The sequence below is a fragment of the Herbiconiux liangxiaofengii genome (assembly GCF_041927335.1).
Classification (GTDB): Bacteria; Actinomycetota; Actinomycetes; order Actinomycetales; family Microbacteriaceae; genus Herbiconiux; species Herbiconiux liangxiaofengii.
Map to the genome: position 1 here is coordinate 31,460 of NZ_JBHFHD010000001.1, position 22,055 is coordinate 53,514.

Consider the following 22,055-nt stretch of genomic DNA (forward strand, 5'->3'; position numbering starts at 1 on the left):
CTGCTCGTCAGTGATTCTCGTCAGTGATGGATGCCCGAGACGACCGTCTCGGCGTGGTAGTCCTCGATGTGGTCCCGGATGCGCGTGCGAGCGGCATCGGCGTCGCCCGCGTCGATCGCGGCCACGATGGCGCGATGCTCGGCCGTCAGTCGGGCTCGGGTGGCGGGCCAGTCCTCGAGTGCGGCTGCCCCCACGCGGAGGTACTGCTCGATCGCGTCGCGGAGCCCCGACAACGTGGCGGCGATCACGGCGTTGCCCGACGCGACCGCCAGCGCGAGGTGGAACGCCTGGTCGAGGGTGAGGAACTCGTCGCGGTCGAGCGGCCCGCCCGCCGGGTGCTCCATGGCGTCGAGCAGCTCGCGCGCCTCGCCGAGCCCGGGGTGCGCAGTGCGGGCGCCGGTCTCGCCGGTACCGTGCGCAAACCCTCCGGCGCCCGCCGCCAGCTCGCCCACCACCGCCGACTCGAGCACCACCCGCGTGGCCACCACGTCGGCCACCGCGAACCCCTGCGCCGCCACCTGCAGCCGCACCAGAGCGCTCATGCCGCCGGTGGGCCGGGCGATGATGACGGCGCCCGACTGCGGACCCGACCCGGCCCGGGTGCTCACCAGCCCGAAGGCCTCGAGCACCCGGATCGCCTCGCGCACGCTCGACCGCCCCACCCCGAGCTCGGCCGCCAGCGCGCGCTCGGCGGCCAGATGATCGCCCGGCTTCAGGATGCCCGCCACCAGCTGACCCTCGATGTGGCGCAGAACGGCCTCCCAGGCCCGGCCGGCCTCGGCGGCCCCCGCGAACCCGTCGGCGGATGCGCCCACCCTGTCCTCCTCGACGGCTCGCGACCCGGCGCCCCAAGCCCCGCGCCTGTGGTCAGACCATGTGGTCAGACCACACGATATCAGTCCGCGTCCCGATGCTCCAGTGGCAGGCGCTGACCGACGTCGATCCGGTTGCCGTCGGGGTCACAGAACACGAAGCCCCGAAGTCCGTAGTCGGCGTCGCGGAGCCCCTTGACCACCCTGACCCCCGCGGCAGCCATGCGGCCGTAGAGCGCTGTCGCATCCGCGACGAGGACATGGGCCACGTTGTGAGCGGCCGGCCGGTGCTTCGGTACGAGCGTGAGGTGGAGTTCCGCGTCGCCGTTCTTCAGGATGACGAAGCCCAGCGGCCGGCCGTTGCGGAACGTCGCCCCGAGGCCCAAGTGGGTTCGGTAGAACCGTTCGGCACTGTCGATGTCGGCGCGGTGGCCCTCGATCTCGACAGTAGCAAAGCCGATGCCAGGCTGTCAGCCCGCGGTGGAGGCGTCGTAGATCGCCTGGATGGCGCGGTCGAGGGCGGCGTCGAACTCCGCATCCGACTGCTGCGCGGTGAGCCCCTCGGTGAGCGCCCGGCTGAAGCTCGCGATCTCACCGATGTCGCGGACGAGCAGCGCATCCGCTTCGTCTCGCGAGTAGCCGCCCGACAGCGCCACGACCCGCATGACCCGCGGATGCTCGACCAGCGGCCGGTAGAAGTTCGTCACCGTGGGCAGAGACAGCTTCACCATCACCCGCTGACCGTCGACGAGCTCGTCGAGGCGCTCGGAGATCGCGGCGAGCAGCAGCTCTTCGGCGGCCGCCTTGTCGTGGATGGTGATGGTGACCTCGGGCTCGAGAATCGGGATCAGCCCGTGCGCGAGCACCCGCCGGGCCACCTCGAACTGCTGCCCGACCACGGCGGCGATGCCGGCCGGGTCGGCCGCGCCGATCACCGAGCGCTCCTTCGTGCCGAAGACACCGTGCCGCACCGCGCTGTCGAGCAGGTCGTCGAGGCCCGGCATCGGCTTCATCAGCTGCACGCCGTCGGCCGGATCGGCCAGGCCCTGGTCGATCTTGAGGAACGGCACCACACCCTTGACGCCCCAGAGGTACTGCGCGGCCGGCTGCCCGCCGAACTCGCGGTGCAGGGTGTCCTCGAACAGGATGGCGGCGAGAACGCGGTCGCCGTCGAAGGCAGGGGATTCGACGATCCTCGAGCGCATCCGGTGCACCAGGTCGAACATCTCGGCGTCGGTGGAGTACTCGCTCGGCGCGATGCCGTAGAGGCTCAGCGCCTTCGGGGTCGACCCCCCGCTCTGGTCGAGGGCGGCGATGAAGCCGCTGCCCGAGCTCATGCGATCGGCCTGTACGTGGTTCACCATGCCCCGACCCTAGTTCTCCCGGGCAGCGGCGAAAAGGGACGTCTGACGGAAGCCGTGGCCGGTCAGGTGGGGTCGGCGAGAGCCTCGACCTCGTGCATCGCCAGGTCGAGCAGCTCGGCGGCCGGCCGCGAGCCGGCCGAGGCGAGCCAGGCGCTCTGGGCGGCCATGACGCACGCGAAGGCCGCCCCGACGATACTGGACGCCCTCAGGGCGGTCAGTCCGTCGGGGTGGCTCGCGGGCATCCGATCGATCGCCGCCTCGGTGACGAGGCTCTGCATGCGTGACAGCTTCTCGAGGTAGCCGGCGTAGAGGGTGGGCGAGCTGCGCACGATCTTCTCCATGGCCTCGTTGCGCGCTCGCTCGGGGGAGTCGTCGAAGTACACCAGCGCGATGTCGAACACCCGGCGCAGCGACTGCCAGAGCGGTTCGTCGGCCGGGCGACCGCGGAGGGTGTCGGCCATGCGCTGACCGAAGAGCTCGTACTTGCCGATGACCAGGTCGTCTTTCGAGGCGAAGTACCGGAAGAACGTGCGGCGGGACATGCCCGCGGCGGCCGCGATCTGATCGATCGTGGTCTCCTCGTAGCCGTTCTCGAGAAAGAGGTCCTGAGCCACCCGGGTGAGTTCGGTCTGGGCCAGCCGGCGCGTCCGTTCCCTCATCGGAACGGGCGGAGGGGTCTGAGGCACGATTCCAAGCCTACCATCAGGGGCGAATATGGCACCCAGTGTCATTCGAGCGGTACAGTGTCGGTATGACCACCATCCTCATCACGGGCGCCTCCGATGGCATCGGCGCCGCATCCGCTCGACAGCTCGCGGCCGACGGGCACCGCGTGCTCGTCACCGGGCGATCGCGGGAGAAGACCCTCGCGGTCGCCCGCGCCACCGGAGGCGTGGCTTTCGTCGCCGATTTCGCCCGCCTCGACGACGTGCGGCGGCTGGCCGACGAGGTGCACGCCGAGCTCGACGGCGAGGGGCTCGACGTGCTCGCCAACAATGCCGGTGGGCTCTTCGGAGACCCGGCGAAGACGGTCGACGGCAACGAGAAGACGTTCCAGGTCAACCATCTCGCGCCGTTCCTGCTCACGCATCTGCTGCGGGACGACCTCCGGGCCGCGCCGGGCGGCCGGGCGAGCATCGTCAACACCTCCAGCGTCGGCAACCGTCTGTTCGGCCACCTCGACCTCGACGACCTGAACAACGACAGGGCGTTCAGCCCGAACAAGGCCTACGGCGATGCGAAGCTCGCGAACATCCTCTTCACCCGCGGCCTGCACGCCCGGTACCACTCCGAGGGCATCTCCTCGGTGGCGTTCCATCCCGGCAACGTGGCCACCAACTTCGCCTCCGACACCACGAGCGCCATGCGATTCGTGTACCGCACGCCGCTCAAGCGGCTCATCCTGATCTCGTCGGAGAAGGGCGGCGCCAACCTCACCTGGCTCGTCGAGGGCGAGCCCGGCGTCACCTGGCAGTCGGGGGAGTACTACGACCAGCGCCGCCACACCACGAAGGTGAACCCGCAGGTGCTCGACGACGGTCTCGTCGAAGGGCTGTGGCAGCGCAGCGCCGAGCTGGTGGGCATCTCCTGACGCCGGGGGCGCCTGCCACGCCCCGGCGAGGATGCGTCAGCGGCTCACGCCTCCGCGATCACCATGTCGAACATCTCGGCCCGCTCGACATCGGGGTCGGGCCCGCTCCGGATGCCGGTGTCGAGCGCGTCGATGCGGGCCATCTCCTCGCCGTCGAGTTCGAAGTCGAACACGTCGAAGTTCTGCGCGATGCGCCCCGGATCGGTCGACTTCGGAATCACCGAGCGCCCCTCCTGGATGTGCCAGCGCAGCATCACCTGCGCCGGGCTCTTGCCGTGCGCGCGGGCGATCGCGGCCAGCGTCTCGTCGTCCATCACGCTCCGACGGTGGTCGCCCCAGCCGGGGTAGAAGGTGATGCCGCCGATCGGCGACCAGGCCTGCGTCAGGATGCCGCGCTCCGCATCCGCCCGCTGCAGCGCCGGCTGCGCAAAGTACGGGTGCAGCTCGACCTGGTTCACGGCGGGCACCGTCTGCACCTCGGCGAGCAGCCGGTCGAGGTGCGCGGGGGTGAAGTTGCTCACACCGATCGAGCGCACCCGGCCGTCGGCGAGCAGGCTCTCGAGCGCCTGGTAGGCCCCCACCGTCTTCTCGAACCGGCCCGGCGCGGGCTGGTGCAGGATGAGCAGGTCGAGCGTGTCGAAGCCGAGTTTGCCGGTCGCCTTCTCGAAGGCGTGCAGTGTCTGGTCGTACCCGAAGTCGCTCACCCACACCTTCGTCTCCACGAAGATCTCGGAGCGGTCGACGCCCGAGGCCCGGATGCCCTCGCCCACCTGCCGCTCGTTGCGGTACGCGGCGGCGGTGTCGATGTGGCGGTACCCCGTGCGCAGCGCGGTCTCGACGGCGGCCGCGGTCTCCTCGGGCGAGCTCTGGTACACGCCGAGGCCGATCACGGGGATCTCGACGCCGTTGTTCAGGGTGAAGGTGGGAGTGCTCATGAACCCGACGCTACGCCCGCGCGCCCGGCCGAGGGAGGCACTGCCGCACCCTCCCAGCGGCGGTTCAGTCGGCGGGGGCGAGCAGGCGGCGGAGCCCGGTGTCGACGCTCGCCGCGAGCAGGCGCTGGCCGTCGGCGGTGGGATGCGTGTCGTCGAACTGCATGAGGTCGACGCGCCCGGCCAGCGGTTCGCCGATGTCGAGCCAGCTCGCGTGCTCGGCCTCGGCCGCGCCCTCGACCGCGCTGTTGATCTCGGTGAGCTCCGGCGGCTCGGGCTCGTCGCCCCAGATGGCGCTCAGCCCCACGATGGTCGAGTGCGGGAACGCGTCGTGCAGGGCCTTGAACGCCTTCTTCGCCGCGTGCGCCACCTTCGCGGGGTCGCGGCCGAGGTCGTTGCTGCTGGCGGAGACGATGATCAGGGCGGGCGCATCCGGGGCCGACGCCGCCTGCGTCACCTGCTCGGCGAAGGTGTGCTCGTCGTCGCCCTTCTGGGCGAAGCCCGCGCCGTCCTCGGCGAGGTTGTCGAGCTGCCAGCCGTTGGCCTCGGCCACCACGGCGGGCCAGGCCTCGTCGGGCCAGACGCCGTTGCCCGACATGATCGAGTCGCCGATCGTCACCACCGACTGCGGCCCCGTCGTGTCGAGCGACCAGGGCGCACCGAGCGTGGCCACCGGGGGGCTGAAGTCGTCGGTCTGCCCGGCCGCCCAGCCCGAGCACCCGGCCAGCAGCAGGGTGAGCGCCACCCCCGGGGCGACGAGCGGCGCCCACCGACGGATGCGCGCATCAGAGGGCCGGTCGGTTCGCCGGGAGCGGCGCCCGCTGCGCTCGCCGCCGCTCACCGCGGCGCTGCCGACAGACCGATCCCTCACCCTCGAAGTCTCGACCCCGCACCTGGGAATGAACGTCGAGTCACGCGGTGGGAGCAGAGAGCGCGGCGATCTCGTCGTCGTCGAGCACGAGCTCGAACGACTCGATCAGCGCGGGCAGCTGCGCCGCGGTGCGGGCGCTCGCGATCGGGGCCGCCACCGCGGGCTGCTGACGCAACCAGGCGAGGGCCACGGCCGCATCCGACACCGAGTGCGCCGCCGCCACGTCGTCGAGAACGCCGAGCAGTTCGACGTTGCGCGGGTCGTCGAGGTAGGCCGCCGCCCCGCCGGCGCGGGCCGACTCGACGTTCTGCCCCGGCCGGTACTTGCCCGTGAGGAAGCCGCTCGCGAGCCCGTAGTACGGCAGCTCGACGATGTCGAGGTCGAGCAGCGTGTCGCGGCTGCCCGACTCGAACGAGCGGTCGACGAGGTTGTACTGGTCCTGCGCCACGGTGAAGGGGGTGAGGCCTTCGCGGCGGGCGATCTCGACGGCCGAGGTGAGGCGCTCGGGCGAGAAGTTCGAGGCGCCCACTTCGCGCACCTTGCCGGCCCGCACGAGCTCGTCGAACACGGCCACGTACTCCTCCTGCGGCACCTCGGTGTCGTCGCGGTGGGCGTAGTAGAGGTCGAGGCGATCGGTCTGCAGCCGGCGCAGGGAGTCGTCGACGGCGGCGCGCACGTTCGCAGCCGAGAGCCCCGGGCGCGTGGGCAGCGAGAACACCTTGGTGGCCACCACCACGTCGTCGCGCCGGCCGCTCGAGGCGAACCACTCGCCGATCAGGGTCTCCGACTCACCGCCCGAGTTGCCGTCGGCCCAGGCCGAGTACACGTCGGCGGTGTCGATCGAGCGCCCGCCCGCTGCCACGAAGGCGTCGAGCACGGCGAAGGTCTCGTCGCGGTCGGAGGTCCAGCCGAAGGTGTTGCCGCCCAGCACGAGAGGGCCGAAGTCGAGAGTCGTCATGCCCTCCACGCTACGCCTGCCGGGCCCTTGCTTGACATCACTGGCTAATAGCCGTAGCTTAAAGCTATTCCAATTAGCCACCAGGGGGCATCATGACCGAGTACCTGACCATCGACGGCGGCACCATCGCCTACGACCTCGCCGGCGAGGGCCCGCTGGTGGTGCTCGCCCACGGCATGGGCGACAGCCGGCACTCCTACCGGTTCATCGTTCCGGCACTGGTGGCGGCCGGCTACCGCGTCGCCAACGTCGACCTCCGGGGCTGCGGAGAATCCAGCACCGACTGGGCGGGCTACAGCCGCACCGACATCGCCGGTGACCTCGTTGCCCTCGTGCGCCACCTCGGCGGCCCCGCCGTCATCGTGGGCCAGTCGATCAGCGGGGGAGCGGCCACCATCGCCGCCGCCACCGCACCCGAGCTCATCGTCGGCCTGGCCGAGCTGGCGCCCTTCACCCGCGCGCAGTCGATGGATCTCGGCGGCCTCCTCCGCGTCAAGGCGCACCGCGCCGGCACTCTGCAGCTCGCGAAGATGCTGATCACCGGCAGCCTCAAGGCCTGGCTGGCCTACCTCGACCTGGCCATCCCGGCCAAGCCCGCCGACTGGGTGGTCGAGCGCGCCCGCATCGAGGCATCGCTGAGCCGGCCCGAACGGATGGCGGTGCTCCGCGCGATGGCCAAGACCACGCCCGCCGACGCGGGGGCGAAGCTGGGCTCCGTGTCGTGCCCGGTGCTGGTGGTCGAGGGAGGCGCCGATCCCGACTGGGCCGACCCGCGAGCCGAAGGCGAGCGCATCCTGGCCGACCTGCCCGCCGGGCTCGGCCGGCTCGAGGTGATCGAGCGTGCCGGGCACTACCCGCACACCGAAACGCCCGACGAGCTGCTCGGGCTGCTGCTGCCGTTCCTCGGCACGACGCTCGCTCCTGCCGCGCCGGCCGACAATGCCTAGGGCCGGCCTCGACGCCGCCGCCGTCATCGAGGCCGGGGCGGTCCTCGCCGACGAGATCGGTCTCGACCGGCTCAGCATGAGTGTGGTCGCCGAGCGCCTGGGCGTGAAGGCGCCGTCGCTGTACAAGCACGTCGACAGCCTGGCGGCGCTCACGCACGGCATCGCGGTGCTCGGCGCGACCGAGGTGGGCGACGCTGTGCGCGACGCCACCCAGGGCCGGGCGGGTGGTGACGCCCTCGCGGCGGCGGCGCAGGCCCTGCGGGCCTACGTGAGCCGGCATCCCGGTCGCTATGCGGCCACCACCGGCGTGCGCATCGACGGCTCAGACGACCCGCTGGGCCCGGCGATCGAGAAGACCCTCGGCTCCCTCTCGGCGGTGCTGCGCGGGTATCGGCTCGACGCCGGCGACGAGATCCACGCGCTCCGGATGCTGCGGAGTCTGCTGCACGGATTCGCGACCCTCGAGGCGGCCGGCGGCTTCCAGCTGAACACGGATGTCGACGACAGCTTCCTGTGGATGATCGCCTTCCTCGACCAGGGCCTGCGAGGTCTGGCGGACGGCGACTCCGGTTCCTAGTGGGCGGGGCCGGGACCCGTCTCGGAGTGCGCGTCGGGCGCGTCGCTCAGCGACCGGATCATGCTCTGCAGGATCGGGAAGGCGTCCGACCGCTGCTCCGGCGTGAGGCCGGCGAGCATCCTGAGCTCCACCGAGCGCACGGCGACCGTCGCCTTCTCCAGGCTCCGCCGGCCGCGGGGCGTGAGTCGCGTGGGGAGAACCTTGCCGACGCGGGCCTGGTCCGGCCGGGTCACGAATCCGTCGCGCTCGATGGCCTGCAGGAGCACGTTCATCGACTGGCGGGTGACGAAGGCGCCCCGCGCGAGCTCGGAGTTCGACAGCCCGGGGCGCTGCGAGAGCAGTTCGAGGCAGGAGTAGTGGGTCACGGTCATGCCGAGCGGCCGCAGCTCGGCCTCCATGGCGACGCGCAGGGCGCTCGAGGCCTGCTTCAGCAGATAGCCCAGCGAGGTGGTGAGTTCGATGCCGTCTTGACTCATGTCAGCATTCTGACATAGATTGCTCCGTGTCAGAAGACTGACACAAATCTGAGGAGCACTCCATGCCCGTTACCGGCCCCGACTTCATCTCCCTGCAGGCCACCGACCTCGACGCCTCGCAGGCCTTCTACGAGAGGTACCTCGGCCTCGTGCGCTCCCCGGCCGGCCCGCCGCACGCCGTGGTCTTCACCACCACGCCCATCGCCTTCGCGCTGAGGGAGGTCGTGCCCGGCACCGACCTCGCCTCGGCCACCCAGCCCGGCATCGGCGCGGCGATCTGGCTCCACGCCACCGAGGTGCAGGCCATCCACGACGCGCTCGTGGCCGACGGCCACCGCATCGTCGCGGCCCCGATCGACGGCCCCTTCGGCCGAACCTTCACCTTCGCCGACCCCGACGGCTACCACATCACCCTCCACGACCGCGCCTGACCGGGCGGCCCGGCAGGTCGACCGATCGGGCACGGCGGAGGCCGGCCGCCCCGCCAGGACGGCCGGCCAGGGGCCGCGGTGCTACTCCGCAGGAACGGTGACGGCCACCTCCGCCAGGTTCCCGAGCAGCGGGCTCCCGTCGGACGAGCTGGAGCCGGCACTGACGGTGACCGTGTAGTCGCCCGCGTCGATCGGCACGGTCACGGTGTAGCCCGCTCCGTCGTTGGCTGCGGTGACGTCGACCCAGTCGGTGTAGTTCACGCCGCCGTTGTGGGCGCGGTTGTCGCCGATGCTGAACACGGCGTCGGTGGCGCCGTTCGCGAGGCTGATCGAGTCGGCCGAGATCGTGTACGAGCCGGCGCCGGGGGTGATCGTCAGCCCGGTCACGGTGAGCCCGGCCTCGGCGAGCTGCTCCGCCGAAGGTGGCGACGGCTGCTCGTAGTCGACCGCCACGGTGGGGGAGGCGGCGGGTGCGGGCAGGGGTGCTTCCGACGCGAACACGGCGGGGGCGGCGAGACCGGCGGTGAGCAGCGCCATCGCACAGGTGACGAACGCGGTGGTCATGAGGGTGGTGTTCTTGTTCATGGTGAGATCTCCTTCTCGGGGGTTGGTGATCCGATCGAAGCCGCCCGGATGTCGCGCCGCCGCCAGAGGAATCTCTGACGTTTTCCTGATGTCCGGTGTGATTGGGTGGGGCCACCGGCCGGCGACGGCACACAAGACGACGGCACACAGGACGGGAACCCATGAGAGTCCTCATCGCAGAAGACGAGGTGTTCCTCGCCGAGGCCATCCAGCGCGGTCTCCGCCTCGAGGCCTTCTCGGCCGACATCGCCGCCGACGGCGGGACGGCCCTCGAGAAGCTCGCCGAGAACGACTACGACGCGCTCGTGCTCGACCGCGACCTGCCGGTCGTGCACGGCGACGAGGTGTGCCGACGCCTGGCGGGCCGCCCCGGCGCCCCGCTCATCCTGATGCTCACCGCCGCCTCCACCCTGGCCGATCGCGTGGGCGGCCTGGAGCTCGGCGCCGACGACTATCTGGTGAAGCCGTTCGAGTTCGAAGAACTCGTGGCCCGGCTCCGTGCGCTGCACCGTCGCAACGCGCCGGCCCGCCCGCCCGTGCTCGAGGTCGGCGACATCCGGCTCGACCCGTTCCGACGGGAGGTGTACCGCGCCGGCCGCTTCGTGCGGCTGAGCCGCAAGGAGTTCTCGGTGCTGGCCGTGCTGATGGAGGCCGAGGGCGGCGTGATCAGCGCCGAGCGGCTGCTCGAGAAGTCGTGGGACGAGAACGCCGACCCATTCACCAACGCCGTGCGCACCACCGTGTCGAGCCTCCGTAAGCGTCTCGGCGCCCCCGACCCGATCGAGACGGTCGCCGGGGTGGGGTACCGGATGGACGACGGCCGTGGCTGAGTCGCACCGCGTGCGGCGGGCGGGACTCAGCATCCGGAACCGGCTCGCCCTCACCTACACGGTGCTCCTCGTGGTCACCGGGCTCGCCATGATCGCAGCCGTGAACGTGACCGTGCAGCTGATGAACGGCGCCCTGATCGACCTGCTCTACCAGGTGGCGATCGCGACCGTGCTGGTGATCGCGGCCCTCGGCGCTCTGGCGAGCTGGCTGGTGGCCGGCTGGATGCTGCGCCCGCTCCAACGGCTCAACCGGGTGGTGCGCGAGGTCGACGAGACCTCCCTCGACACCCGGCTGCATCTCGCCGGGCCGGATGACGAGATCCGCTCGCTGGCCGACACCTTCGACGTGCTGTTCTCCCGCCTGGAAGCGGCGTTCAGCAGCCGCGCCCTGTTCGCCGCGAACGCCTCGCACGAGCTGCGCACACCCCTGGCCACCATGAAGACGGTGCTCCAGGTTGCCCTCCGCGAACCGCCCGAGAGCACGAGCCCCCAGGCGCGGGAGACCTTCGAGCGGCTGCTGGCCACGGTCGAGTCGATGTCGGACACCACCGCCGCTCTGCTCGACCTCGCCGAGGGCCACCGTTTCGCGGCCGAGGAGACCTTCGAGGTGTTCGACCTCGCCGGTGTCGTGACGGAGGAGTGCGAGGCGCTGGCGGGGCGGATGGCGCAGCGCGACCTCGCCGTCACCGTGCACCTCGCACCCGCGTCGGTCGCCGGGGATCCGCGGCTGATCCGCGACCTCGTCGCCAACCTGCTCGGCAACGCCGTCATCCACAATCGCGATGGCGGATCGGTCGGGATCGACACGACGGTGCTCGCCGACGGCCGCATCCGGCTCGTGGTGCAGAACTCCGGCGACGTCGTTCCGGCCGACCGCATCCCGTTGCTCACCGAGCCGTTCTACCGCGCCCGGCTGCGCAGCACGGGTGGGGGGCACGGGCTGGGGCTGGCCATCGTGGCGGCCGTCGCCGACACCCATCGGGCCGAGTTCGCGCTGGCGGCGGGGCGCCCCGACGGGCTCGTCGCGACGGTGACGTTCCCGGCTCCCCGGGCGGCGACGATACCGTCCGCTACGGCCGGGGGCCCGCCGACGGGGGCTCCTCGAGCGACCTGAGGTACTCCGCGTTCTGGCGCAGGGCGGGCTTGTACCGCTCGATCTCGCCGGCGTGGACGTGGTCGGCGAGCAGCGTCAGCGCGGTTGCGAGCGCGCCGTCGACCCGGCCGGCGGCGTGCAGGCTGAGCGCCTCGAACGCGCCGAGGGCGACCGAGTCGGGAAACTCCTCCCGAGCCCGCGCGAACACGGCGAGCGACTCGTCCGTTCGCCCGAGGTTGCGCAGGGTGCTGCCGTACTGCAGGAAGCACCGCCGCCGCAGGTCGCCCTCGAGCCCCAGAGAAAGAGCGCGCTCGTAGAAACCGAGGGCCGTGGCCTCGTCGCCCGCCGTGTCATAGGCGCCGCCCACTTCGTAGAGCACCCGCGCGTGCTGCGGGTGCTGTTCGGCGAGCGGCAGCAACGCGTCGATCGTCGGCTGCATGTCGTCGCGGTCGCGCTCGGCGAAGAGACGGTCGAGCTCGTCGTCCAGGTCGCGGCTCATGCTGCCCGTGTCAGCCTGCCCGCGAGCAGCAGCATCAGCCCCACGACCAGCCCGAGAACGGATGCGGCGCCCAGGAGCGCCGGCCCCACCAGCGAGAGGATCGTCACCATCGGTCCCACAGCGAAGCGGCCCCCGGGCACCGGCCCGTCGCACGACACCGTCATGGTGCCGGGCTCGTCGACCCAGACGCTCCCGCGTGCATCCCACCGCTCGGGCAGCAGGAGATCCTGCTGGATCATGGAGAGCCGCAACTGCAGCTCCTGGCCGCCGACCTCGCCCACACAGGAGATCTCCGACCACTCGTCCGACGGTGTCACGTACACGGCGCGGTCGCCGCCGGCCAGCTCCACCGACACGGTCTCACCGAACGGCGCCGACGCCGAGAGCTGGAACCCGGGCGCGAGCGCCAGCGCCGCCGCCCCCAGCAGGCCGCACACCCCGAGCGCGACCACCACCCACCCGGCCACCCCGAGTCGTGTCCGCGTTCGCGTCATCGTGCCCCCCGCCCGCTCGATCCCCTCTCGACGACCCTACGGGCGTGCCCACGCAGCGGCCATGGGGAGCCCTCCCCATCCGCGACGCCCGCGCGGCTCGCGAGCCGGCCACACGTGGATCTCACGAGCGGCTAGCTGCGTGCGCGCCTCCGACGGGCGACGAGCAGGCCGAGCAGGAGCAGGGCGAGGCCCCCGGTGGCCGTGATCCCGGCAGTGGCAGCGGATGAGGCGGCGGATGAGGCATCCGCCCCCGTGTTCGCCAGTGCCGCGCCCGGGCTGGAGGTCGGGTCGCCCGCGCCCGCGCCCTGGCTGGAGGTCGGGCCCGCCGCCGGAGCGCCCGCCACCGGCACACCCGACGCCAGCACGTTCACCCCGCCCACCGCATCCCACGTTCCCACGTTCGCGAACTGCACCGCGTACTCCGCGCGAGCCTGAAGCGTGGTCGACGGGTCGGGCAGCCAGAGCGAGAGGTCGTAGTCGCCGACCGGCAGGTCGTCGGGGATGTGCACGGTCTCGTTCAGGACGGTCGTCGTCATCGACGCCCACTGGCGGGCATCCGCCGACAGACGGATGGCCTCGCGGTGCTCGGCGTCGCTGATCACGAGATAGGCCGGCCGTTCGGAGATCACCGAGGCGAACCCCGTGTTGGTGACAGTGAGGGAGATGGGCACGTCGGCGCCGGGCACGAGGCGCGTCGGCAGCGTGGCGCTGTCGAGCTGAAGGCGGTAGCCGAGCCGATCGGTGAGGTCGCTCCAGCAGTCGGCGTAGCCGGGCAGGAATCGCGTCGAATCGAACGTGCCGTCGAAGTAGGTGACGTGCATCAGCGCGAACTCCCCGCTCCGCCCGTCCGGGCCGACCGCGGTGTCGCAGGTGAGCCGGTCGGGGTTCGCCGACGGCTTGTTGCACACGACGAGACCGATGAACTGGTGCTCGCCGATCTGCTGCCCGAGCCGGGTCTTCATGGCCAGCTGCGCGCCGGGGTCGTTCGGCGGCCAGGTTCCGACGTCGCCACCACCGTCGCCCGAGGCGTAACAGGCTTGGTAGTTCGCGGTGCGCGTGGCGTGCGCGGGGTGCTTCTCGAGGTAATCGAAGATGTCCTGCGGGTAGCGGAAGTTGAACTGCCGGCTCGACGGGAAGCCGTCGAAGAGCGCCTCGAAGAGCAGAGGCTTGTTCGCGTCGCTGAGCAGCAGGTTCGTGGAGCAGTGCCATTCGCCCCACTCGCCGGCGAACCCGGCGTCGATCGACGACACGATGTCGAGGTTGGCGTCGATGATGGGCCGCAACTGCGCCAGTTGCGCCGTGATCGTGTCGAGCGGGGCATCCGGTGGCACGTTCGGATCGGCCGGTTTCACGTTCGGGTCGCACGCGGTCTCGACCCCGGAGGCGACCTTCGGGCTGTAGGTGAAGTGCAGCACGACCTTCATCCCGACGTCGCGGATGTGCCCGAGTGCCGCGGCGAAGCCGTCGAGCCAGGCCTGGTCGATCACGGTCGTCCCGCCGTCGGCGCCGGTGTAGGCGGAGAGGTCGGCGGCCCCGTGCACCAGGGTCCAGCCGCTGGCCGCAATCACCTCGGCACGCCCTTTGCCGAGCGTCTCGAAGTTCTCCTCGTCCCCGCACGGGAGTTCCTTCCACAGCCGGCAGGGGTTCCCGACCAGTAGCTCACGTGCCGGGCCGTCGCCGACTCGGAGCGACTACCAGTCCTGCGACCCGGACCGTGGAGAGGTGCGACGCGCCCTAGTCTTCGACGCCGGCCACCACGAGGATCGGCAGGTGGTCGGACTCGCCCTGCGGCAGGGTGTCGATCGACTCGATGCGCGTGTGCGCCGAGGTGACGAAGTCGAAGTGGCCCCGGAAGTACTTGTAGCGGGCGTACGTGGGCTTGTCGCTGAACGACAGCAGGTAGCCCGACTCCTCCATGCGGTCGCTCAGGCTGTTGCGGAACCAGGGGTAGTTGTAGTCGCCCACCATCACCGTCGGCAGCCCGGGCCCCATCACCCGGAGGGCTCCGTGCGCGGCCGCGATCTGTTTGCGCCGCAGGGAGTTGGTGGCGGTGAGCGGCGCCGCGTGGAACGAGCCCACGAGGATCTCCTTGCCGAGCTCGCGGTCGAACAGCTTCGCCGCCAGCAGCCGCTCGTGCGCCGGTGCCATCACGCGGTCGTGCATCGACTTGCGCAGCGCGAACACCCGGGTGCCGCGCAGCTCGAACCGGTCGTCGCGGAAGTAGATGGCGAGGCCGAGCCGGTTGGTCTTCGTGGAGTCGGCCAGCACGAGGTGCTCGATCACCGGCGGGATGTCCTCGGTGTCGCACTCCTGCAGGCACAGGATGTCGACGTCGTACAGCTTCGAGAGATCGACGAGCTCGCCGCTGGCGTGGTGCTTGCGCAGGTTGTAGCTGATGATGTTCAGTTCGCGTCGCATGGTCGTCGGGCACGCACCTTCTGTAGCGTCAGCAGATCCGGCCACCGGACGAGGCGGCTCCTGGTCACGATTCTGACACGATCTCTCGGGGTCTACGCTGAATGCCTGCCCGGAGCGGCCTCTGAGCGAATCCCGCGCTCGATTCAGCGCAGGAAGGCCGCCGCGACACCGGCATCCACGGGGATGTGCAGCCCGGTGGTGTGCGAGAGGTCGCTCCCCGTGAGCACGGCCACCGCGTTCGCCACGTGCTCGGGCAGCACCTCGCGCTTCAACAGGGTGCGCTGCGCGTAGTACGCCCCGAGCTCCTCCTCCGGCACGCCGTACACCGCGGCGCGCTTGGCCCCCCAGCCGCCGGCGAAGATGCCCGATCCGCGCACCACGCCATCCGGGTTGATGCCGTTCACCCGCACCCCGAACTCGCCGAGCTCGGCGGCGAGCAGTCGCACCTGGTGGGCCTGGTCGGCCTTGGTGGCGGAGTAGGCGATGTTGTTGGGGCCGGCGAACACCGAGTTCTTCGACGAGATGTACACGATGTCGCCGCCCATCTGCTGATCGATCAGCACGCGGGCGGCGGCCTTCGACACGAGGAACGAGCCCTTCGCCATCACGTCGTGCTGCAGGTCCCAATCGGCCTCGGTGGTCTCCAGCAGGGGTTTCGAGATCGACAGGCCGGCGTTGTTCACCACGAGGTCGAGCCCGCCGAACTGCAGCAGGGCGGCCTGGACGGCGGCCTGGATCTGCGCCTCGCTCGTCACGTTCGCCTGAACCCCGATCGCGACATCCGTGCCGCCCAGCTCGGCCGCGGCGGCCTGGGCCTTGTCGAGATCGAGGTCGGCGACCACCACGCACGCCCCCTCGGCGGCGAGCCGGGTGGCGATGGCCTTGCCGATCCCGGATGCCGCACCGGTCACGAGCGCGATACGCCCCGCGTGCGACTTCGGCCGGGGCAGGCGGGCGAGTTTCGCCTCCTCGAGCGCCCAGTACTCGATGCGGAACTTCTCGGCCTCGTCGATGGGTGCATAGCTGCTGAGCGACTCCGCTCCGCGCATCACGTTGACGGCGTTGAGGTAGAACTCGCCGGCCACCCGGGCGGTCTGCGCCGTGGCCCCGTACGAGAACATCCCCACCCCCGGTACGAGCACGATCGCGGGGTCGGCGCCGCGCATCGCGGGGGAGTCGGGCGTGGCGTGCCGGTCGTAGTAGGCCGCGTAGTCGGCGCGGTAGGCGGCGTGCAGCTCGGTGAGGCGCGCGACCGACTCCTCGACGCCGGCCGACGCCGGCAGATCGAGCACCAGCGGCTTCACCTTCGTGCGCAGGAAGTGGTCGGGGCACGAGGTGCCGAGGGCGGCGAGCCGCGGGTGCTCGGCGGCGGCCAGGAACTCCAGCACCTCGTCGGCGTCGCTGAACGAACCCACCTGGGCGCGGTCGGTCGACACGAGCCCCCGGATGGCGGGTGCCAGCGCGGCCGCCTTCGCGCGGCGTTCGGCCTCCGGAAGCGCGCCGTATCCCTCCAGGGCGGGGCCGAACGGCTCGGGCCGGCCGTGGGCCGCGATGTACGCGGAGGCGGTCTCGATGATCCAGAGCGAGTTGCGCTCCGCCTCGTCGCTCGTGTCGCCCCACGCGGTGATGCCGTGGCCGCCGAGGATGCAGCCCACCGCATCCGGATTCGCGTGCTGCAGGGCGGCGATGTCGAGACCGAGCTGGAACCCGGGGCGACGCCACGGCACCCACAGCACCCGCGACCCGAAGATCGTGGCGGTGAGCGACTCCCCGTCGGCCGCGGTGGCGATGGCGATGCCGGAATCGGGATGCAGGTGGTCGACGTGGTCGGCGTCGACGAGCCCGTGCATGGCGGTGTCGATCGAGGGTGCGGCACCGCCCGAGCCGTGCAGCGTGTAGGCGAACGCGGCAACCATCTCGTCCTCGCGATCGACTCCCGGGTACACGTTCGCGAGAGCGCGCAGGCGGTCGACCCGCAGCACGGCCAGCCCGGCCTCGGTGAGCGTGCCGAGGTCGCCGCCCGAGCCCTTCACCCACATCAGCTCGACCTCCTCGCCCGTCACCGGGTCGATCCCGGAGCCCTTGGCGGAGGTGTTGCCGCCGGCGTAGTTGGTGTTCTTCGGGTCGGAGCCGAGGCGGTTGGAACGCCCGATCAGCTCGGCGGCGGCCTGCGAGGTCATGGATGCTCCATCGGATGTCATGGCGTGTGAACTTCACAAAACATAACATCGCGGCGACCGGCAGGTCAACGAAACCGTCAGCGCAGCTCCACCAGAGACCGGATGCCGTCCAGTCGCGGGTCGGCCGGGTCGAGCTCGGTGATCACGATCGAGATGCTCGGCCAGGGGATGGCGACCGCCGTCGCCCGGCGCTCGAGCTTCGACGAGTCCAGCAGCAGCACCGTCTCGCGCGCGGAGCGCACGAGCTCCCGCTTCACCTGGGCCTCCTCGATGATGCTCTCGGTGGTGCCGTGCCCGGCGTCGACGGCGCCGGCGCTCGTGAAGAACCGGTCGAACGTGAACAGCGCGGCCGCGGCGCAGGCCACCGGGCCCACGAAGCTCTCGGTGCGCGGCTCGAGCTCGCCGCCGAGGAGCACCGCCCGCACCCCGCGCACCGCACGTGCCCGGGAGTGGTTGTGCGCCGAGTTCGTCGCCACCAGGAGGTCGGTGGCGGGCGGCAGCTGGGCGAGCAGGTGGCCCGCGGTGGTCGATGCGTCCACCGCGATCGCCCCCGTCGCGGGCACCAGGTCGAGCGCCTTGCGGGCGATCGCGGTCTTCGCAGCATCGTCGAGGCCGGCCCGCTCGCCGAACGACCGCGCCTTCACGGTGGCCACGGCGCCGCCGCGCACCCGCACCACGACTCCCTCTCGCTCCAGGGCCTCGAGGTCGCGCCGCACCGTCATGCTCGACACGCCGAGCTCGGCCGCCGCCTCCTCGAGCCGGATGACGCCGCTCTGCTCCAGCCGCGCGACGAGCAGCGCCCGCCGCTCCGCCCCGATCACCGATGCCATCCGCCGAGGCTATCGCGTCGGGGTCGGTTCGGCAGACGGGTTCAGAACGTGGTGCCGGCCGGGTCGGCGAGGAGCTGCTCGAAGGCGATCTCCGCCGCCCCCACCATCAACAGCCGCGACCGCAGCTGGGCGCGCTCGATGGTGAGCTCGTCGGCGAGCTGGCTGAACGAGGCCGCACGCACGCCGTCGACGATCCGCTCGGGATGCGCCGCGAACAGCGCCCCCAGGAAGCCGCCGAGCAGGATGCGCTCCGGGTTGAACACGCTCACGAAGTCGGCCAGGGCGAGCGAGAGCACGTCGAGCTGACGGGTGATCTCGGCGTCGACCGCCGGGTCGGTGCTGGTGAGCAGCAGCTGGTCGAACTCGTCGGCGTCGAGCTGCTCGCGGCCCATCGCGGCCAGCAGGCGCGAGAGCGTCACCTCGGTCTCGAGGCAGCCGAAGCGGCCGCAGTGGCAGGGCAGGCCGCTGCCGGCGATGCTGATGTGGCCGAGCTCGGCGGCGTAACCGTGCGCTCCGCGCAACGGCACCCCGCCCACGAGCACGCCGCCGCCGATGCCGCTCACGCCGCCGTTGACGTAGAGCAGGTCGTCGACCCCGCGGCCCGCGCCGTAGATGCTCTCGGCGATGATGCCGGCCATCGCGTCGTTGACGACGCTCGCGGGATAGCCCAGCGCATCCGTCACCAGTTCGGCGAGCGGCTCGTCGCGCCAGCCGAGGTGGGGCGCCAGGGTGACCGTGCCGGTGTCGGCGCGCACCAGGCCGGGCACCGCGATGCCGACGCCCGCGATGCGGAACGAGGCATCGAGCTCACTGCGCATCCCCTCGACCACGGCCTTGACGATGTTGACCGTCTCGCGCACGGTGGGCACGCCGGCCGTCTCATAGCGGATGCGCTTGTGCACCACGCCGCCGAGGCCCACGAGGCCGATGATGATGGCGTCGGTGTCGGGGTTCACCGCGATGGCGGCCACCCGGTCGGCGGGGTTCACGGTGGGGCTCGGACGGCCCACGCTGCCGTGGTCGGTGCTGGCCGTCTCGTGCGCGAGGCCGAGTTCGGCCAGTTCGGCGACGAGGGCCGCGATGGTGGAGCGGTTCAGGCCCAGGCGCCTGGTGAGATCGGCGCGGGTCTGGGGGCCGCCGTGGTGCAGCGTGGTGAGGATGGTCGACAGGTTGTGCCGACGGGTCTGATCGTTGCTGTTGCCGACGCCGGCGGTGACGGGTCGTGGCGTACCGAGGATGGACACGCGGCCTCCTCGGGAGCGGATATCTGCTGGGTTGTCGGGGTCTGCCGGGATCGGGGCCCGGGTGCGGCCCGGAGAGGACCGCACCCGAGCTTAGGGTCAACGGCCCGAACGGCGCTTGTTGATGATGTCGAACGCGACGGCGAGCAGCAGCACGAGGCCCTTGATGGCCTGCTGCCAGGCGGCGTCGACCGAGAGGATCGACAGGCCCATGTTGAGCACGCCCATCACGAGACCACCGATGACGGCGCCGATCACGGTGCCGACACCACCCTGCACGGCGGCTCCACCGATGAACACCGCGGCGATGGCGTCGAGCTCGTAGCTCTGGCCGGCGCTCGCGACCGCCGACCCCGCACGGGCCGTGGCGACCACACCGGCGAGAGCGGCGAGCACACCCATGTTCACGAAGATGAAGAAGTTCACCCACTGGGTCTTCACGCCGCTCATCTGCGCGGCGAACAGGTTGCCGCCCATCGCGTAGACGTGACGGCCGAACACCGAGCGGTTCAGGATGAACGTGTAGAGCAGGATGAGCACGGCCAGGATGATCAGGATGATCGGCGTGCCCGAGTAGTCGCTCAGCTGCCACGACAGCGCCATGATGGCGACGACGAGGATGGCGCTCTTGATGATGGCCGAGATGGCCGGCTCGCGCGGCAGCTCGAGCTTGCGCAGGGTGGCGCGGGTGCGCACCTGCTGCACCACGAACGCGGCCGAGGCCAGCAGGCCGAGCACCAGGGTCAGCGTGTCGCGACCGTCGAGGATCTCACCGAGGAACGGCGGCAGCCAGCCGGCGCCGATGGCGGTGAACTCGTCGGGCAGGCCCGAGATGGTGCCGCCGGTGAGCAGCACCAGGGTGAGACCGCGGAAGATGAGCATGCCCGCCAGGGTGACGATGAACGCCGGGATGCCCACGAAGGCCACCCAGAATCCCTGCCAGGCGCCGATGACGGCTCCCACCACGAGCGAGAGGATGACGGCGGCCCACCAGGGCAGCCCCCACGTGTTCATCGACAGCGCCGCGACCGCTCCCACCAGGGCCACGACCGAACCGACCGAGAGGTCGATGTGGCCGGCGATGATCACGATCACCATGCCGATCGCGAGGATCAGCACGTAGGAGTTCTGCTGGATCAGGTTGTTGATGTTACCGGGCATCAGGAGGCGCCCGTTGGTGAGCACCTCGAACAGCAGGATGATGATCGCGAGCGCGGCGAGGATGCCGTACTGGCGAAGATCGACCCGGCGGCGCTTGGGCGATTTGACCGGTGCCGCGCCCGAGGGCTCGGTCGGTGCTTCGGTGGCAGTGTTCGTCATCGGGGTCAGTCCCTTCCCGCGGTCATGTAGTGCATGAGTGTTTCCTGCGTCGCCTCGTCGCGGGCGACCTCGCCGGTGATCCGGCCTTCGGAGATGGTGTAGATGCGGTCGGCGAGACCGATCAGCTCGGGCAGCTCGGAGGAGATGACGATGACCGCCTTGCCCTCGGCCGCGAGCTGGTTGATGATGCCGTAGATCTCGTACTTCGCGCCCACGTCGATGCCGCGGGTCGGCTCATCCAGGATGAGCACGTCGGGCCCGGTGAACATCCACTTCGACAGCACGACCTTCTGCTGGTTGCCGCCGGAGAGCTTGCCCACGATCGACGAGACCGAGGGCGCCTTGATGTTCATCGAGGCGCGGTACGAGTCCGCGACCTTGTTCTCCTGGTTGCGGTCGACCACGCCGGCCTTGGCGAGCTTCTTCAGCGCCGCGGCCGAGATGTTCTCGGAGATGTCGCCGATCAGGTTCAAACCGAACTTCTTGCGGTCCTCCGTGGCGTAGGCGAGGCCGTTGCCGATGGCCTCGCTCACCGTGCGGGTCTGGATCTCCTTGCCCGCCTTGAAGACCTTGCCGGAGATGTTGATGCCGTAGGAGCGACCGAAGATGCTCATCGCGAGCTCGGTGCGGCCGGCGCCCATGAGGCCGGCGAAGCCCACGATCTCGCCCGCCTTGACGGTGAAGGAGGCGTTGTCGACGACCTTCCGCTCCGTGTCGACGGGGTGGTAGGCGGTCCAGTTCTCGACCCGGAAGTACTCCTCGCCGATGTTCGGCGTGCGCGGCGGGAACTGGTTGTCGAGCGGGCGACCGACCATCGAGCGGATGATCCGCGACTCGGTCGCATCCGGGCCCTTCATGCTGAACGACTCGATCGTCTTGCCGTCGCGGATGATGGTGACGGTGTCGGCGATCTTGCGGATCTCCTTCAGCTTGTGGCTGATGATGATGCACGTGATGCCCTGCTCGCGCAGGTGGTTGATGAGCGTCAGCAGGTGATCGGAGTCGTCGTCGTTGAGGGCCGCGGTGGGCTCGTCGAGGATGAGCAGCTTCACGCGCTTGGAGAGGGCCTTGGCGATCTCGACCAGCTGCTGCTTGCCCACGCCCAGTTCGAGCACCGGCGTCGCCGGGTTCTCGTTCAGGCCCACGCGGGCGAGCAGCGTGGCCGCCTCGCGGTTGGTCTTGTTCCAGTCGATGACTCCGCGCTTGGAGTTCTCGTTGCCGAGGAAGATGTTCTCGGCGATCGACAGGTAGGGGCTCAGGGCGAGCTCCTGGTGGATGATCACGATGCCGTCGTGCTCACTGTCGTTGATGCTCTTGTAGGCCGTCGGGTGGCCCTCGAACTCGATGGTTCCGCCGAAGGAACCGTGCGGGTAGACACCCGACAGCACCTTCATGAGGGTGGACTTGCCGGCGCCGTTCTCCCCGCAGATGGCGTGCACCTCGCCGCGCTCCACGATGATCGAGACGCCGTCGAGCGCCTTCACACCGTTGAAGTCCTTGGTGATGTCGCGCATCCACAGAATCGCGTTGGTCATGGGTCGCGTCGCTCTCTCTCCGCTTTTCGGGTGACACAGGGTGATCGGCGGCGGCCTCGGGAGAGGCCGCC

General features: G+C 70.6%; 24 protein-coding genes. 6 read left to right on the top strand and 18 right to left on the bottom strand.

From position 1 onward, the window contains the following. Window positions 1-20: 20 nt before the first annotated feature. The 4 genes from ACEXOR_RS00170 to ACEXOR_RS00185 form a co-directional block, all read right to left on the bottom strand. Window positions 21-815, bottom strand: a complete 795-nt coding sequence (locus ACEXOR_RS00170; protein WP_374847312.1) for a FadR/GntR family transcriptional regulator — start codon at window positions 813-815, stop codon at window positions 21-23. An 80-nt stretch (window positions 816-895) separates the two neighbouring features. Next, a complete protein-coding gene (locus tag ACEXOR_RS00175; RefSeq protein ID WP_374847460.1) occupies window positions 896-1,273 on the bottom strand; it encodes a VOC family protein in 378 nt (125 codons plus the stop codon). 9 nt (window positions 1,274-1,282) lie between these two features. Further along, entirely contained in the window at window positions 1,283-2,176 is an 894-nt protein-coding gene (locus ACEXOR_RS00180) for a fructose bisphosphate aldolase (protein WP_374847313.1), read from the bottom strand. 62 nt (window positions 2,177-2,238) lie between these two features. Beyond that, the gene (locus ACEXOR_RS00185) at window positions 2,239-2,862 is read right to left on the bottom strand and encodes a TetR family transcriptional regulator (protein ID WP_374847314.1); all 624 of its coding nucleotides are present in this window, start codon (window positions 2,860-2,862) and stop codon (window positions 2,239-2,241) included. Between the two features lie 65 nt (window positions 2,863-2,927). Here ACEXOR_RS00185 and ACEXOR_RS00190 point away from each other — a divergent pair, with 65 nt between their 5' ends. Next, window positions 2,928-3,767, top strand: a complete 840-nt coding sequence (locus ACEXOR_RS00190; RefSeq protein ID WP_374847315.1) for an SDR family NAD(P)-dependent oxidoreductase — start codon at window positions 2,928-2,930, stop codon at window positions 3,765-3,767. Window positions 3,768-3,811: 44 nt separating this feature from the next. On the opposite strand, the gene ACEXOR_RS00195 is transcribed toward ACEXOR_RS00190, so the two are convergent. The 3 genes from ACEXOR_RS00195 to ACEXOR_RS00205 form a co-directional block, all read right to left on the bottom strand. After that, window positions 3,812-4,702 (bottom strand): aldo/keto reductase, encoded by an 891-nt coding sequence (locus ACEXOR_RS00195; protein ID WP_374847316.1) that lies wholly within the window; start codon window positions 4,700-4,702, stop codon window positions 3,812-3,814. Window positions 4,703-4,766: 64 nt separating this feature from the next. Beyond that, window positions 4,767-5,570, bottom strand: coding sequence for an SGNH/GDSL hydrolase family protein (locus ACEXOR_RS00200; RefSeq protein WP_374847317.1), 804 nt, complete (start codon window positions 5,568-5,570; stop codon window positions 4,767-4,769). 40 nt (window positions 5,571-5,610) lie between these two features. Further along, window positions 5,611-6,528: an aldo/keto reductase gene (locus tag ACEXOR_RS00205; RefSeq protein ID WP_374847318.1), complete on the bottom strand. Its 918-nt coding sequence runs from the start codon at window positions 6,526-6,528 to the stop codon at window positions 5,611-5,613. A gap of 92 nt (window positions 6,529-6,620) precedes the next feature. On the opposite strand from ACEXOR_RS00205, the gene ACEXOR_RS00210 reads away from it, so the two are divergent. Beyond that, window positions 6,621-7,475: an alpha/beta fold hydrolase gene (locus ACEXOR_RS00210; RefSeq protein WP_374847320.1), complete on the top strand. Its 855-nt coding sequence runs from the start codon at window positions 6,621-6,623 to the stop codon at window positions 7,473-7,475. Next, window positions 7,468-8,052: a TetR/AcrR family transcriptional regulator gene (locus ACEXOR_RS00215; RefSeq protein ID WP_374847321.1), complete on the top strand. Its 585-nt coding sequence runs from the start codon at window positions 7,468-7,470 to the stop codon at window positions 8,050-8,052. The genes ACEXOR_RS00210 and ACEXOR_RS00215 overlap by 8 nt, the downstream gene beginning before the upstream one ends. Here ACEXOR_RS00215 and ACEXOR_RS00220 read toward each other — a convergent pair. After that, a complete protein-coding gene (locus ACEXOR_RS00220; protein ID WP_374847322.1) occupies window positions 8,049-8,528 on the bottom strand; it encodes a MarR family winged helix-turn-helix transcriptional regulator in 480 nt (159 codons plus the stop codon). The genes ACEXOR_RS00215 and ACEXOR_RS00220 overlap by 4 nt on opposite strands. Window positions 8,529-8,590: 62 nt before the next feature. Here ACEXOR_RS00220 and ACEXOR_RS00225 point away from each other — a divergent pair, with 62 nt between their 5' ends. Continuing rightward, window positions 8,591-8,959 (top strand): VOC family protein, encoded by a 369-nt coding sequence (locus tag ACEXOR_RS00225; RefSeq protein WP_374847323.1) that lies wholly within the window; start codon window positions 8,591-8,593, stop codon window positions 8,957-8,959. Window positions 8,960-9,040: 81 nt separating this feature from the next. Here the strand turns inward: ACEXOR_RS00225 and ACEXOR_RS00230 are convergent, their stop codons facing one another. Then, window positions 9,041-9,544 carry a hypothetical protein gene (locus ACEXOR_RS00230; protein ID WP_374847324.1) on the bottom strand — a complete coding sequence of 168 codons (504 nt, stop codon included), beginning with the start codon at window positions 9,542-9,544 and terminating at the stop codon, window positions 9,041-9,043. Window positions 9,545-9,705: 161 nt separating this feature from the next. On the opposite strand from ACEXOR_RS00230, the gene ACEXOR_RS00235 reads away from it, so the two are divergent. Further along, the gene (locus ACEXOR_RS00235) at window positions 9,706-10,374 is read left to right on the top strand and encodes a response regulator transcription factor (RefSeq protein WP_374847325.1); all 669 of its coding nucleotides are present in this window, start codon (window positions 9,706-9,708) and stop codon (window positions 10,372-10,374) included. After that, on the top strand, window positions 10,367-11,488 hold the full coding sequence (locus tag ACEXOR_RS00240; protein ID WP_374847326.1) for a sensor histidine kinase: 1,122 nt from the start codon (window positions 10,367-10,369) through the stop codon (window positions 11,486-11,488). Before ACEXOR_RS00235 ends, ACEXOR_RS00240 begins: the two co-directional genes overlap by 8 nt. Here ACEXOR_RS00240 and ACEXOR_RS00245 read toward each other — a convergent pair. From ACEXOR_RS00245 to mmsA, 9 genes are all read right to left on the bottom strand, one after another. Further along, on the bottom strand, window positions 11,445-11,966 hold the full coding sequence (locus ACEXOR_RS00245; protein WP_374847327.1) for a tetratricopeptide repeat protein: 522 nt from the start codon (window positions 11,964-11,966) through the stop codon (window positions 11,445-11,447). The genes ACEXOR_RS00240 and ACEXOR_RS00245 overlap by 44 nt on opposite strands. Next, window positions 11,963-12,460 carry a hypothetical protein gene (locus ACEXOR_RS00250; protein ID WP_374847329.1) on the bottom strand — a complete coding sequence of 166 codons (498 nt, stop codon included), beginning with the start codon at window positions 12,458-12,460 and terminating at the stop codon, window positions 11,963-11,965. Before ACEXOR_RS00250 ends, ACEXOR_RS00245 begins: the two co-directional genes overlap by 4 nt. A 131-nt stretch (window positions 12,461-12,591) precedes the next feature. Next, window positions 12,592-14,028, bottom strand: a complete 1,437-nt coding sequence (locus ACEXOR_RS00255) for a DUF4832 domain-containing protein (protein WP_374847330.1) — start codon at window positions 14,026-14,028, stop codon at window positions 12,592-12,594. Window positions 14,029-14,194: 166 nt separating this feature from the next. Next, the gene (locus ACEXOR_RS00260; protein ID WP_374847331.1) at window positions 14,195-14,878 is read right to left on the bottom strand and encodes an endonuclease/exonuclease/phosphatase family protein; all 684 of its coding nucleotides are present in this window, start codon (window positions 14,876-14,878) and stop codon (window positions 14,195-14,197) included. Window positions 14,879-15,021: 143 nt separating this feature from the next. After that, window positions 15,022-17,058 carry a bifunctional aldolase/short-chain dehydrogenase gene (locus ACEXOR_RS00265; protein WP_374847332.1) on the bottom strand — a complete coding sequence of 679 codons (2,037 nt, stop codon included), beginning with the start codon at window positions 17,056-17,058 and terminating at the stop codon, window positions 15,022-15,024. Window positions 17,059-17,135: 77 nt separating this feature from the next. Next, window positions 17,136-17,888, bottom strand: coding sequence for a DeoR/GlpR family DNA-binding transcription regulator (locus tag ACEXOR_RS00270; protein WP_374847333.1), 753 nt, complete (start codon window positions 17,886-17,888; stop codon window positions 17,136-17,138). 41 nt (window positions 17,889-17,929) lie between these two features. Next, the gene (locus tag ACEXOR_RS00275; RefSeq protein WP_374847335.1) at window positions 17,930-19,132 is read right to left on the bottom strand and encodes an ROK family transcriptional regulator; all 1,203 of its coding nucleotides are present in this window, start codon (window positions 19,130-19,132) and stop codon (window positions 17,930-17,932) included. Window positions 19,133-19,228: 96 nt separating this feature from the next. Next, a complete protein-coding gene (gene mmsB, locus ACEXOR_RS00280) occupies window positions 19,229-20,449 on the bottom strand; it encodes a multiple monosaccharide ABC transporter permease (protein WP_374847336.1) in 1,221 nt (406 codons plus the stop codon). Window positions 20,450-20,454: 5 nt separating this feature from the next. Continuing rightward, entirely contained in the window at window positions 20,455-21,984 is a 1,530-nt protein-coding gene (gene mmsA, locus ACEXOR_RS00285) for a multiple monosaccharide ABC transporter ATP-binding protein (RefSeq protein ID WP_374847337.1), read from the bottom strand. Window positions 21,985-22,055 lie beyond the last annotated feature (71 nt).

Coding starts and splice junctions, on each gene's coding strand:
- ACEXOR_RS00260 (WP_374847331.1), bottom strand. CDS start 14,878: ATGCGACGCGAACTGAACATCATCAGCTACAACCTGCGCAAGCACCAC.
- ACEXOR_RS00205 (WP_374847318.1), bottom strand. CDS start 6,528: ATGACGACTCTCGACTTCGGCCCTCTCGTGCTGGGCGGCAACACCTTC.
- ACEXOR_RS00265 (WP_374847332.1), bottom strand. CDS start 17,058: ATGACCTCGCAGGCCGCCGCCGAGCTGATCGGGCGTTCCAACCGCCTC.
- ACEXOR_RS00235 (WP_374847325.1), top strand. CDS start 9,706: ATGAGAGTCCTCATCGCAGAAGACGAGGTGTTCCTCGCCGAGGCCATC.
- mmsB (WP_374847336.1), bottom strand. CDS start 20,449: ATGACGAACACTGCCACCGAAGCACCGACCGAGCCCTCGGGCGCGGCA.
- ACEXOR_RS00215 (WP_374847321.1), top strand. CDS start 7,468: ATGCCTAGGGCCGGCCTCGACGCCGCCGCCGTCATCGAGGCCGGGGCG.
- ACEXOR_RS00230 (WP_374847324.1), bottom strand. CDS start 9,544: ATGAACAAGAACACCACCCTCATGACCACCGCGTTCGTCACCTGTGCG.
- mmsA (WP_374847337.1), bottom strand. CDS start 21,984: ATGACCAACGCGATTCTGTGGATGCGCGACATCACCAAGGACTTCAAC.
- ACEXOR_RS00220 (WP_374847322.1), bottom strand. CDS start 8,528: ATGAGTCAAGACGGCATCGAACTCACCACCTCGCTGGGCTATCTGCTG.
- ACEXOR_RS00250 (WP_374847329.1), bottom strand. CDS start 12,460: ATGACGCGAACGCGGACACGACTCGGGGTGGCCGGGTGGGTGGTGGTC.
- ACEXOR_RS00210 (WP_374847320.1), top strand. CDS start 6,621: ATGACCGAGTACCTGACCATCGACGGCGGCACCATCGCCTACGACCTC.
- ACEXOR_RS00225 (WP_374847323.1), top strand. CDS start 8,591: ATGCCCGTTACCGGCCCCGACTTCATCTCCCTGCAGGCCACCGACCTC.
- ACEXOR_RS00195 (WP_374847316.1), bottom strand. CDS start 4,702: ATGAGCACTCCCACCTTCACCCTGAACAACGGCGTCGAGATCCCCGTG.
- ACEXOR_RS00190 (WP_374847315.1), top strand. CDS start 2,928: ATGACCACCATCCTCATCACGGGCGCCTCCGATGGCATCGGCGCCGCA.
- ACEXOR_RS00180 (WP_374847313.1), bottom strand. CDS start 2,176: ATGGTGAACCACGTACAGGCCGATCGCATGAGCTCGGGCAGCGGCTTC.
- ACEXOR_RS00245 (WP_374847327.1), bottom strand. CDS start 11,966: ATGAGCCGCGACCTGGACGACGAGCTCGACCGTCTCTTCGCCGAGCGC.
- ACEXOR_RS00270 (WP_374847333.1), bottom strand. CDS start 17,888: ATGGCATCGGTGATCGGGGCGGAGCGGCGGGCGCTGCTCGTCGCGCGG.